This is a genomic window from Paenibacillus phytohabitans (genome assembly GCF_013141775.1).
Classification (GTDB): Bacteria; Bacillota; Bacilli; order Paenibacillales; family Paenibacillaceae; genus Paenibacillus_AQ; species Paenibacillus_AQ phytohabitans.
On the sequence record NZ_WHOB01000089.1, the window covers coordinates 156,775 to 169,275 of the forward strand.

Here is a 12,501-nt window from a genome sequence, read left to right on the forward strand (position 1 = left end):
AAGGGCACTAATGCCCCTCATTTCTTCCTTTGGCCCGCCTTCAGCGGAATCAAGGGCACTAGTGCCCCTCATTTCCTCCTTCGGCCCGCTTTCGGCGGAATCAAGGGCACTAATGCCCCTCATTTCCTCCTTTGGCCCGCTTTCGGCGGAATCAAGGGCACTAGTGCCCCTCATTTCCTCCCTTGTTCCGCTTTCGGCGGCGACACAAAGAACCGTCGGCATTAACGCTCCGGCGGTTCTTCGGTTATCCGCACACAAGTCCGGATCGCTCCGTCTGCAGCAGAAGCAGTGAACATTACAGCTTGACCCGCTGCAGCCGCAGCGCGTTCAGCACAACGGATACAGAGCTGAAGGCCATTGCTGCACCGGCCAGCCACGGAGCCAGGAAGCCCAGCGCGGCAACCGGTATGCCGATCGTATTGTAGGCAAGCGCCCAGAACAAATTCTGCTTGATATTGCGCATCGTCTTGCGGCTCATCAGAATGGCATCCGGAATGCTCATCAGATCGCCGCGCATGAGCGTAATATCCGCCGCCTCCATCGCCACATCCGTGCCGGTGCCGATGGCCATACCGGTGTCTGCCGTTGCCAGTGCCGGCGCATCGTTGATGCCATCGCCTACCATGGCAACCTTGACTCCGCCGCTCTGCAGCCTGCGGATCTCTGCTGCCTTGCCTTCCGGCAGCACCTCTGCCAGCACCGTGCGGATGCCCGCTTGTTCAGCAATGGCCTGAGCTGTAATCTTGTTGTCCCCGGTAATCATAACGACCTCGATGCCCATCTCGTGCAGTCTGGATACCGCCGCGCGAGAGGTTTCCTTAATCGTATCCGCCACCGCTACGACACCGGCAATCGCGCCATCAACAGCTACCAGCATCGCTGTTTTGCCTTCATGCTCAAGCCGGGTCATAATTGCTGTCCACGGCCCGATATCAAGGCCGCTCTCCTCCATCATCCGCCGTGTGCCCACGCTTACCTTCTGGCCGGCCACTACGGCAGATACGCCGCGGCCCGGCACAGCCTCGAACTGCCCGGCAGGCGGAAGCTCAATGCTTCTGCTCTGCGCGCCCGCTACAATGGCATCAGCCAGCGGATGCTCCGAGAGCTTCTCCGCTGCCGCTGTAATCGACAGCAGCCGGTTCTCGGCAAGCACCTTGCCCTGTGCTACAATGCCGGTACTGGTTACAATGTCGGTCAGCACCGGCTTGCCGTTGGTCACGGTTCCGGTCTTATCCACTACAACAACCTTAATGCCCTGTGCAGCTTCCAGATGCTCCCCGCCCTTGAACAGGATGCCGAACTCGGCTGCCCGGCCGGACCCCGCCATTATGGAAGTCGGTGTCGCCAGTCCCAGTGCACACGGGCAGGCGATTACGAGCACCGCGATGGCTTTCTCCAGCGCATCGGCGAACTGCCCGGGTGCGCCCCAGATATACCATATTACAAAGGTTACAGCTGCAATCCCCACCACAATCGGTACAAAGATCCCGGAAATCACATCGGCGATCCGCTGAATCGGCGCCTTCGAGCCCTGCGCCTCTTCCACCACTCGAATAATCTGCGCCAGCGCCGTATCCCGGCCGACCTTGCGGGCCTTGATCCGCAGCACACCGTTTTTGTTCAGCGTGGCTCCTATAACCGCATCACCCGGCTTCTTCTCCACCGGCATACTCTCGCCAGTCAGCATAGATTCATCGACGGAGGACAGCCCCTCGACCACTTCACCGTCTACAGGCACCTTGGTTCCCGGCTTCACCAGCACGAGATCTCCGATAACGACATCCTCTACGGGAATGCTCAGCTCAACCCCGTCACGCAGCACCAGCGCGGTCTTGGCCTGCAGCCCCATCAGGCTGCGTATCGCGTCTGAGGAACGCCCTTTGGCCAATGCCTCGAACCATTTGCCTACAAGAATCAGCGTAATCAGAATCGCGCTTGTCTCGTAATACATATCCACGGTATGGTTCATCCCGCTCATCTTCAGGGAATCAATCGTCAGGTACAGGCTGTAGAAATAGGCTGCCGAGGTGCCCAGCACCACCAGCACATCCATATTGGCACTGCCGTTCTTCAGTGCTTTGTAGGCACTGACATAGAAATGCCAGCCGATCAGAAACTGCACGGGAGTCGCCAGCACCAGCTGGAACCAGGGATTCATCAGCAGCTCCGGTGTCCAGATCCAGGAAGTGAATGAGAAATGGCCCGCCATGGCCCAGAGCAGCGGCAGCGACAATATAGCAGAAATGATCCACTTGTTCCGTTTGTGCGTGATTTCCTCCCCGCGCTGGCTGGCGATATCCTTACGGTCCTGCTTCAGCGCTGCCTTGTAGCCGATACTGCTCACCTTATCCATAATCTCGGCTGTACTGATATTGCCCGGCGAATATTCCACATGTGCTGTCTCCAGCGCCAGATTCACATTCACTGCGGCAATCCCGGGCATCCGTCCCAGCACCTTCTCAATTCTGGCCGAGCATGCGGCACAGGTCATGCCCGTAATATCGAAATCCGCCGATTCCTTCAGCGTATCATAGCCGAGCGAACGGATCTTCTCCTCAATCTGCGGCACGCCAGCGACCTTCGGATCAAATCCCACCGTCGCCTGCTCCAGCGCCAGATTGACATTCGCCCGGGATACCCCCTCCATGCGGGACAATCCCTTCTCGATCCGCGCCGCACAAGCGGAGCAGGTCATCCCGGTAATCTGCAGCGTAGCCTGCTGCTGGACCGGTTCTGCACTCTTTTCCATGATTCACGCACCTCCTTATACCCCCAAGGGGTATATTTATCTTTAAAAGAAAAGGCATTGGCGCCCGGCCCTATTGCTCTAGGGTTCCCGGCTCCAAGCCCTTACATTACAATCCTTCACTTAAACTACGTCGTAGCCCTGATCCTCGATAGCTGCCTTGATTGCATCCAGGCTTATAGTGTTCTCGTCAAATTCAACCGCTACCGTCTTCGCCGGAAGATCTACCTTCGCCGCAGCCCCAACGCCGCTTACAGCTTTCTCTACAGCACTTACACAGTGACCACAAGACATTCCTTCTACATTCAATGTTACGTTCGACATTTGATTACCCTCCTAATGGTTTGAATAGCATACGCCTCCTGATCAGCCTCGAAAGCATACGCTTAATTTGGTTAGCATCCGCTTAATTGCCAGCGAATGCTTGGTTTGACGGCTCCCCGCATTGCCTGCAGAGTTTGATCTTGAGAAAAAATAATCCCAGATGAAAGTAACGGAGGGGAATTTTGAAACTGTAGGAGCGAATGCGTACGCCTTTGTCCACGGATTTCTACCGCAAATAGCGGTTTAAATCAAAGAAATCCGGGGACAACAGCGGCCGAAAGTTCAAACATTCACCGCAGTTACGCCCGCCATCCTTGCATGAATTTAAGAGTTCTGCTTATCCAGGCCCCAACCTCTATTTCATCAGCTTATTCACCGTAATCAGCAGCTCATCGATAACCTCATGCTCGCCGGCTTCGATCCGTTCGATAATGCAGCTCTTCATATGGCCTTCAAGCAGCAGCTTGCCGACACTGTTCAGCGCCGCCTGTACCGCCGCCAGCTGATTAAGCACATCATCACAGTAGGTATCCCGTTCAATCATGCCTTTGACGCCGCGGATCTGTCCCTCTATCCGGTTAAGCCGGGTGGTCAGTCCACTCTTGAATTCCGGGGAATGATGGCTCTTGCGGACACCGGATGCAGAAGAATGGCAATCCTCGCCGCAGTCATGCCCGGCATGCTCCTTCTCATTTGTTGACACAGGAATCAGCCTCCTCAAGTATCAATATAATATACCCCCCATGGGTATGTCAAGGCTTCACCGCAGCTTTCCCCCTTTGTCCTGTAATCCATGCGGATTTGTCATGATTTAGCAGGAGAATCCTGGTGTAAACGCGAATCTCCTAGAATAAAACATCTACAACTACGCGAATGGAGGAGGAGCAGTGCTCAAATCAATCATCAGCCAGATGCATCGCCGCAGGAGCTATTTGTACTCCTTTATCATATGCCTCGCCGGGCTGGGCTTGTTCATTTATCAAACGGAACCGCAAATTCTTCAACTCTCCACATCCGATTGGGGCTGGGTTACCGCCATGTCAGGCGCGGCCGTCCTGCTCACCGTCTTCACCTTCCAGCTGCCTCCGCAGGGGAACGGGCTGTCACTGGATTCTTCCATCTATCTGGCCTGTATCTTTATCTTCGGCGCCCCATCCGCTCTCCTGGTTCTTCTGCTCTGCTCCATCGTACTGCTATTCATCGAATGGGGAAGCACTCCACTCTGGAAGCATCTCAATAATTTCGCCGTGTACTGTATCATGATCACTTCCGCAGCCTTTATCTTCTCGTGGTTCGGGGGCCGGCAGGGACCGCTTCTCAGCAGCCATCTGGCAGCATACCTCAGCGCTATGGCCATTTATTTCATCCTGAACCTGCTGCTTGTCGGCTTCTTCTACTACATAATTTTCCGTGAGAATCTCTACAATACACTCAAAGCAATGCTGACAGACGCCGTACTGGCCTATCTGTGCACGCTGGTGCTCTCCCTGGTGCTGACCGTTCTGCTCTTTTATAACGGAATTACAGGTCTGGCCTTATTCCTGGGCCTCAGTGTACTGATCTCCTATTCCTTCAAACGGCTGTTCAGCATGTACCGTGACATCGAAGAACGGGCCAACCGCGATCAGCGTACCGGACTGTTTAACCACAGCTATTTCGAAGCGGCGCTCGAAGAGGAAATGCGCAGATCGCAGGCAGGCGGCAGCGCACTCTCCCTGGCCATGATTGATATTGATGATTTCAAGAAATATAATGATCACTTCGGCCATCTTAAGGGGGACGGGCTGATCGTTTTTCTGGCTGACCTGCTGAAGAAGGAAACCGGGTCCACCGATATTATTGTCTCCAGATATGGCGGTGAAGAATTCACCCTGCTGATGCCGGGCTACGATGCCGTAACGGCCAAGCAATTTATCGAAAAGCTGCGCAAAACGCTCAACAATTCTATGTTTGAAGGCAGCGAGATCTTCCCGCAGGGCTGTCTGGCCTTCTCCGCAGGCGTAGCCGGGTACCGGCCGGATGTCCACTTCAAGTCAGAGCTGGTCGACCATGCCGATCAGGCGTTGTACTATGCCAAAAAACAAGGCAAGAACATGGTCCACGTCTACGGTAACCAGTCTCTCTTGGAGCGTGACATCGATTTCAGCCAGGATGTGCGCGATATTGAGCAGCAGCTTAATCTTTTTATGTACAAGGATCTGGAGACCTTCAAGCATTCCAAACGCGTATTCCGCTATGCCATGGACATCAGCGAGCTGCTGGCGCTGGACAATCTCTCCAAACGGCAGTTCACGCTCGGCGCACTGATCCACGATATCGGCAAGCTGGAGATTCCCTGGGGCATACTTAACAAGAAGGATAAGCTCGCGCCGGAGGAATGGGAGATGGTCAAATGGCACGTCACCTGGGGCAAAGAGATGGCACTTACCAACAATAAATACAAGGATCTTGCCCCTTATATCGAGCTGCATCACGAACGGTATGACGGCAAAGGATATCCTTACGGCTTCAAGGGAGAAGAGATTCCCCGGCTATGCAGGATGCTGACCATTATCGACTCATTCGATGCCATGACGACGGAGCGTCCGTACCAGCCGACCAAATCATTCGCGGAAGCGATTGTGGAGTTGCGGGCCTGCGCGGGAAGCCAGTTTGACCCGGATCTGACCGAGCTGTTCATCAGGTACATAGAAGCCCGTGAGCTGCGTTCAAGCGATGCTGCCATGTAGGAAGAAGCGTGCAACCGCGCTGCGAATAAGGTTCCGCCCGTCAGGGAATACCATACATAGAAGTCCTGCCGTTCTTGTTGTACAAGGGCGGCTTATTTGCGTCCACAATTTACTTTAATTTTGAAAAAAAGATTGCCACCCTATTCAAATTTGAATATAATAAGATTTCATCTTGAATAATGAACGTAAAGGAGTTTGTAAATGCATACTAAAGAAAGCAATCTTAAGCTCGTCGTTGCCGGACTGCTGCTCGGCATTCTGATGTCCGCGATGGATAATACGATTGTGGCCTCAGCTATGGGCACCATCGTCTCAGATCTAGGGGGACTCGATAAAATCGTCTGGGTAACCTCCGCTTATATGGTCATGGTTATGGCCGGAACCCCCATCTTCGGCAAATTGTCCGATATGTACGGGCGCAAGCGCTTCTTCATCTTCGGACTCATCGTGTTCCTGATCGGCTCCGCCCTGTGCGGTACGGCGGCGAGCATCACACAGCTCAGTATCTACCGGGCGATTCAAGGGGTTGGCGGCGGTGCGCTGATGCCGATTGCCTTCACGATTGTATTTGATATTTTCCCGCCGCAAAAAAGAGGCAAGCTCACCGGATTATTCGGTGCTGTCTTCGGGATCTCCAGCGTAATCGGGCCTTTGCTGGGCGCTTATATCACTGATTTCGTCGGCTGGAACTGGATTTTCTATATTAATGTGCCGATTGGTATCGTCTCCTTCTTCCTGATTATGACGTCCTACAAGGAATCCGTCTCCCATGCCAAACAGCGGATTGACTGGGGCGGCGCCTTCACGCTGGTGGCAGGAATTATCTGCCTGATGTTCGCGCTTGAGCTTGGCGGCAATCAGTATGCCTGGGATTCAGCAACGATTCTCGGACTGTTCGCCGGCTTCGCCGTATTCCTGATTGCCTTCATCTTCATTGAGCAGAATGCGGCAGAGCCGGTCATCTCGTTCAACATGTTCCGGGGGCGCCTGTTTGCCACCAGCAGTCTGCTCGGCTTGTTCTACGGCTCGGCGTTTATCGTAGCTACGGTATACATTCCGATCTATGTCCAGGGGGTATACGGCGGCTCCGCCACCAACTCCGGTCTGATCCTGATGCCGATGATGATCGGTACAGTCATCGGAAGCCAAGCCGGCGGTCTGCTCACCACCAAGACGAGCTTCCGCAACATTATGCTGCTGTCTGCAGTGTGTTTCGTTGCCGGAATCTTCTCACTCAGCACACTGACACCGGATACTTCCCGTCTGCTGCTGAATGCGTTCATGGCACTGACCGGTTTCGGGGTCGGGTTCTCCTTCTCCGTACTCAGCATGTCATCCATTCACCATTTCGATATGCGCCAGCGCGGTTCAGCTACCTCCACCAGCACCTTCCTGCGCTCGCTCGGGATGACGCTGGGGATTACCATCTTCGGTATTATCCAGCGCAACAGCTTCACTTCAGAGCTTAGCACGGCCTTCGGAGACGGTGGCCAGGCCTCTTCCTTCGGTGATCCGCGTTCTGCTCTGACCCCTGAGGCCCGTGCACAGATTCCGGCACCGGTACTGGAGAAGATTACGAATTCACTGTCTACATCGATCGCTCATACCTTCATGTGGGCTATCGTCCCTGCGGTGCTTGCCGTTGTCTTTGTTCTGCTGATGCCCAAAGACCGTCTGGCTATTCAGCCTAAGGAATCCCAGCCTGCTCCAGCTTCCGGGCAGAGGTAAGCATCATGTCCATGAAGCTGCTGATTCTGGGGCTGCTGCTGGAACGGGATATGCATCCTTATGAGATTACACTGGTCATGAAGGAACGCACGATGGACCAGTTCATTAAGCTGCAGATGGGCTCCTTGTATTATGCAGTCGACAAGCTGGCCGAGGGCAGCCATATTGAAGCTGTAGAGGTTATCCGCAGCACGGACCGGCCGGATAAAACGATCTACCGGATTACCGATAAAGGCAAGGAATTGATGGAACAGCTCATTCTGCAGCAGATCAAGAAAAGCGATCAGCTGCATCATCCGCTGTACATGGCCCTGGCCCTCTCCCGCTACATTGATCAGGAGAAGGTGGAACGGCTGCTGGAGGAACGTATCCGCGAGACAGAGCACCAGGTGAACTTCGCTTATCAGGTGTATGAGGAGCATATCTCCATAGTTCCCCGTTCGGCACTGCATCTGATGTACGGCCGGTACGAGCACTGTCTGACCGAGCTGAAATGGCTGAAGCGGCTCCATGAGGATGTTGTGGCCCGCAGGATGAGTGACAAAGGCAGCCCGATTATTCCTTAATAAGTATAGAATTTCAGGAGGATTGTTCCGCCGCCGTTACAGGCAGGCCGGGGCAGTCCTCCATTTCATTTCCAAAGCCTGTTCACACAGGAACCTGCGGTTTATCACAGGTTCCTGTGTTTAATTAGCCCGAATTGTGTTTATTAGGGAGCAAACTGCCGGCAAGGCTCAGGAGAATTCTCTAGCACATTCCCCATCCTTGCCCGGCAAATATTCCGAAAGGGAAGTGAACTTAAGATGAGCCATAGTGACGATAAGAAGCCGATAAGAGACGAACGCGACCACCCTGAGCAATACCCGACCGACAAGCCAAGCTTATTTGACCTTGATGACAGGGAACAGAATGTAGATCCGATTCCGGTCGAGGATCTGACACTCGAGAAGCAGGAGGAGAAGGATAAGGAAGGCACGAAACACCGCTCCTCCAGCGACAAAAAATACCATACCGGATTCTAAAGGTGTACACTTAATCTTAGAGCATTCAAAAGCTATAGCTTATGGAGGGATACAATTGCTGAAAGCGTTGCCACTTAACAAACGCGGAATTCCTGCCAGCCGCATTGCGCTGGGCTGTATGGGGCTTGGCGGCGGCTGGGACCATGAACCGGTTACAGCGGAGAACATAAAGCAGGGGCATGAGGCGCTGGATGCGGCGCTGTCGATCGGCATCAATTTTTTTGACCATGCGGATATCTATACCCGGGGCAAGGCGGAGAAGGTGTTCGGACAGATCTTCAGGGAGCGTCCGGGTCTGCGTGATGAGATCATCCTGCAGTCGAAATGCGGCATCAGGCTGATGGAGCCGGGGGATATCACCAATATGTTCGACTTCTCCAAGGAGCATATTCTGTCCAGTGTAGACGGAACACTCTCCCGGCTGGGCACAGAGTATATTGATATTCTGCTGCTGCACCGCCCCGACCCGCTGATGGACCCCGAGGAAGTCGCCGAAGCACTGCGCCAGCTTAAGGCAGCCGGCAAGGTGCGCCACTTCGGTGTCTCCAATATGAGTGCTGCCCAGATCAAACTGCTGGTGACCTATTGTGACGAGCCCTTCATCGTCAATCAGCTGCATATGAGCCTGGCCAAAATCAGCTGGGTCGATGCCGTACTCAGCGTGAACCGGGAACAGTGGAAAGACCTCACGTTTCCTGAGGGTACAATAGAGTATTGCCGCGCGGGGAACATCCAGCTTCAGGCCTGGGGCCCGTTGGCCCAGGGGCTGTTCAGCGGACGGCCGCTTGAAGGACAGCCGGAGAACGTGGTGAATACAGCGGCCAGAGTACAGGCGCTTGCCGATGAGAAGAATACAACACCTGAGGCCATCGTCCTGGCCTGGCTGATGACGCATCCTGCAGCCATCCAGCCTGTAATCGGCACCGTCAATCCGCTGCGCATCGCAGCCTGCGGAGGAGCGGATAAGATTGAGCTCTCCCGCAAGGAATGGTACGAGCTGTACGTCAGCTCACGCGGAGAGAAGCTTCCTTAAGGAGCGGGCTTCACTACAAAAGGAAAAGGTTATGCCATCCGTATTTGTTGTGCGGATAGCATAACCTTTTTTCGTTCTCAATAAAGAACATTTGTGAAAAACAGCGATATATTAAGATAATTAAAGATAATCAGATGCATTCGTGCTTTATTGCGAACAATTCGCTGAAATTGACATTTTTCTTTTCCCGGGTGCGCAGTGTATGATTTCATTACGAGAACGTTCTTAATAAAGAACGAATATAACGAATACCAAACAGTAAGCCATGAGAGGGGGCCTACCTTTGTACCCCAGATCCGCCAAACGGCGTAAAAAGAATTACACGAAACTCGGTCTTCGGATCCTGCAATCCGGTGTGGCTGTATCTGTCCTTATAATGTATACATCCAATCAGATTGGCAGTACTTACGGAGAGTATAACACTTCCCAGGAACAGAACACCTCTATCGGGCTCTGCTCCGTATTTCCGGGTCAGATTGAACAGCTGCTGTCGGAGTTCAGCGGACATGTCCGCACAATTATCGAACTGAAATCTTCTCTTGGCAGCCACAATACGAGCGGGAACTATAACACTCCCCCAATCTCTGAAGAACTGTCAGCGGAGGAACTGGATCAGGTCTCCAGTGAGATCTCGGAACAAATCCGGCTGGCAAGCGATACAGTTAGCGCACTGGATACACAGCTGAGCTTCAATGCAGGTATCTGGCAGCAAATTCTGCAGGAAATTGGCAGTGCAGCAGCCATTCTGCATCAACTCGGAGGATATATGGTGAATCTCGAACCCAATTGCCTGGAAATCCGTGACGCCCGGTTCTTCGAACAGCTGCAGGAAGGTCTCCACCAAAGCGGGGTGCTGTCGGAATCCCTGACGGATACATTAACGGGTATTGTGCATTATCTGAATACGATTCATGATTTCGGCGGCTCGCTGCCGACCGGCAATCCTGACCGGGTGCTTCTCCGGCGTGAAAGCTTCGGCTTCCCTGCCGAGGAACCGATTTTCTCATTCATGGCCAGAGCCTACAATGACAATGCAGACCCCAATGTATCTCCCGCCTTACAGTCAAGCTATGATCAGTTAAGTGCAGAATTAACAGCCTCCAGAGAGAACCTATCGTCCACAATCACCACGCTGCAGGAACAGCAGGTACACATTGCTGAGGCGAAGGCGGCGCTGGAGGAGAAAGCCAAGGCTGAAGAAGCGGAACGGCTGGCGCTTGAGAAGCAGAAACAGGAGAACGATCAAACCAAGAATAATCCGCCCGCAGCGGAGATTCCTGGAGAAGATAAGACCATCGAAGAACCTGCTATAGAAGCTCCTGAGGGAGAAAAGCCGGCTCCTGCACCCTCACCGGATGCAGTGGTTACCGCTCCGCCTGCCACACCGGCACCGGAAGCCAATCTTCCGGAGGCGACTCCAGCGGCAGACTCACCTGGGGAGCTCCCGGATAGCATTACAGATACCGCGCAGCCTACAGCTACAGCTACAGCTACAGCTACAGTTACACCTACAGCTACACCTGCTCCACAATCGGATACCAGCAAAGGCGGGGAATAATATGCGCATTAAAAAGATAGTCAGCACCACATTGTCCACACTGATATTTATGATTTTTCTGGTGCTGGTAACCGCAGTAGTCATCTCCAAAGCCTCCGGAGGCGAACCTTCCTTCTTCGGCTATCAGATCAAGACGGTGTTATCCGGTTCCATGGAGCCGGGCATCCAGACCGGATCTATTGTAGCGATTAAGCCGGGCGGGGATATGACCCGTTTTCAAAAAGGCGATGTGATTACATTCATGAATCCCGATAACCTCCTGATTACACACCGTGTGGTCGATGCTTCAATAAACAGTGCCATAGGCGATGCCAGCTATACCACCAAAGGGGACAATAACGATGCAGCCGATACCTCAGCGGTCAGCTCAACAAATGTGGTAGGCCAATATACCGGCGTCACCGTCCCTTATGTAGGATATGCCATGAATTTTGCGGTCTCCAAAGCCGGAAGCGTAATGCTGATGATTATCCCCGGGCTGCTCCTGCTCCTCTACGCACTGTATTCCTCCTGGAAAGCCGTAGCGGCACTGGAGAAGAAGAATGCAGGGCCAGCGGTGACCGGCGGACCGGATACCCTTCCAGACATTGTGCAATAAACCGATTGTCCTCTCCCGTTTACGAAACGCGGAGCAACAATAAATTTTACCCGAAGACAGGTAAAGACCAAAAAGAACGATGAGAGAGGGATGAACAAATGAACGTTAAAAAAACATTAGGTCTCGGCGTTGTATCGGCAGCACTCGGATTAACCCTGGTCGGCGGAGGAACCTTCGCGTACTTCAGCAGTACCTCCACCACTTCAGCTTCTTTTAACAACGGTACTTTATTACTTAATTCGGACCCCTCCGTTATTGTCAATCTCAGCAATCTTAAGCCGGGGGATACGATTCTAAGAGATTTTAAATTGAAAAATGACGGAACGCTCAATATTCCCAAAGTTGTTCTGCGCACCTCATCTGTCATTACAGATGCCCTGGGGGATAACGGCGCCCATAATCTCAAAGACGATATTATTGTGACCTTCCTTGTTAACAAGGATAAGGTAACATCACCTGTCCTGGTCATTTCACTGGCCGACCTTGAGCAGCAAAGTCCGGATCTTGTAGCCAAGGGAATTCTCGGCGGGATCTTTGGTGTAGAGAACGGGGGCATCAAAGCAGGCACTTCAGATAACCTGAGCGTACAGTTTGCCTTCAAGGAAACCTTCCAGCCGCAAAACTACTATCAAGGCGATACGCTGGCCCTGACCCTGAACTTCGAAGCCAACCAGGAAAAAGGCGCCCTCAAATAATCTATCTGTATATGCATTCCTGATCACCGATCTTAAAAAAACATAATATACTCGAGGAGGAAATTAAT

11 protein-coding genes are annotated in these 12,501 nt (G+C 53.1%); 8 read left to right on the forward strand and 3 right to left on the reverse strand.

The window, feature by feature from the left end; all coding sequences use genetic code 11:
- Positions 1-295 precede the first annotated feature (295 nt).
- From GC101_RS29895 to GC101_RS29905, 3 genes are all read right to left on the reverse strand, one after another.
- Positions 296-2,749, reverse strand: a complete 2,454-nt coding sequence (locus tag GC101_RS29895) for a heavy metal translocating P-type ATPase (protein WP_171720302.1) — start codon at positions 2,747-2,749, stop codon at positions 296-298.
- Positions 2,750-2,869: 120 nt separating this feature from the next.
- Complete coding sequence (locus GC101_RS29900; RefSeq protein ID WP_171720303.1) at positions 2,870-3,070, reverse strand: copper ion binding protein; 201 nt, start codon at positions 3,068-3,070, stop codon at positions 2,870-2,872.
- Positions 3,071-3,425: 355 nt separating this feature from the next.
- Positions 3,426-3,773: a metal-sensitive transcriptional regulator gene (locus tag GC101_RS29905; RefSeq protein WP_144026055.1), complete on the reverse strand. Its 348-nt coding sequence runs from the start codon at positions 3,771-3,773 to the stop codon at positions 3,426-3,428.
- Between the two features lie 208 nt (positions 3,774-3,981).
- On the opposite strand from GC101_RS29905, the gene GC101_RS29910 reads away from it, so the two are divergent.
- The 8 genes from GC101_RS29910 to GC101_RS29945 all read left to right on the forward strand — a co-directional run bounded on the left by GC101_RS29910 (position 3,982) and on the right by GC101_RS29945 (position 12,433).
- Positions 3,982-5,799 carry a diguanylate cyclase gene (locus GC101_RS29910; RefSeq protein WP_171720417.1) on the forward strand — a complete coding sequence of 606 codons (1,818 nt, stop codon included), beginning with the start codon at positions 3,982-3,984 and terminating at the stop codon, positions 5,797-5,799.
- 201 nt (positions 5,800-6,000) lie between these two features.
- Positions 6,001-7,527 carry an MDR family MFS transporter gene (locus tag GC101_RS29915; RefSeq protein WP_171720304.1) on the forward strand — a complete coding sequence of 509 codons (1,527 nt, stop codon included), beginning with the start codon at positions 6,001-6,003 and terminating at the stop codon, positions 7,525-7,527.
- A gap of 5 nt (positions 7,528-7,532) precedes the next feature.
- A complete protein-coding gene (locus GC101_RS29920; protein WP_171720305.1) occupies positions 7,533-8,093 on the forward strand; it encodes a PadR family transcriptional regulator in 561 nt (186 codons plus the stop codon).
- 237 nt (positions 8,094-8,330) lie between these two features.
- Positions 8,331-8,549 (forward strand): hypothetical protein, encoded by a 219-nt coding sequence (locus GC101_RS29925; RefSeq protein ID WP_171720306.1) that lies wholly within the window; start codon positions 8,331-8,333, stop codon positions 8,547-8,549.
- 55 nt (positions 8,550-8,604) lie between these two features.
- Positions 8,605-9,582, forward strand: coding sequence for an aldo/keto reductase (locus tag GC101_RS29930; RefSeq protein ID WP_246354579.1), 978 nt, complete (start codon positions 8,605-8,607; stop codon positions 9,580-9,582).
- A gap of 283 nt (positions 9,583-9,865) precedes the next feature.
- Complete coding sequence (locus GC101_RS29935) at positions 9,866-11,140, forward strand: hypothetical protein (protein ID WP_171720307.1); 1,275 nt, start codon at positions 9,866-9,868, stop codon at positions 11,138-11,140.
- 1 nt (position 11,141) lies between these two features.
- Complete coding sequence (gene sipW / locus GC101_RS29940; RefSeq protein ID WP_171720308.1) at positions 11,142-11,738, forward strand: signal peptidase I SipW; 597 nt, start codon at positions 11,142-11,144, stop codon at positions 11,736-11,738.
- 98 nt (positions 11,739-11,836) lie between these two features.
- Positions 11,837-12,433, forward strand: coding sequence for a TasA family protein (locus GC101_RS29945; protein ID WP_171720309.1), 597 nt, complete (start codon positions 11,837-11,839; stop codon positions 12,431-12,433).
- Positions 12,434-12,501: the final 68 nt, after the last annotated feature.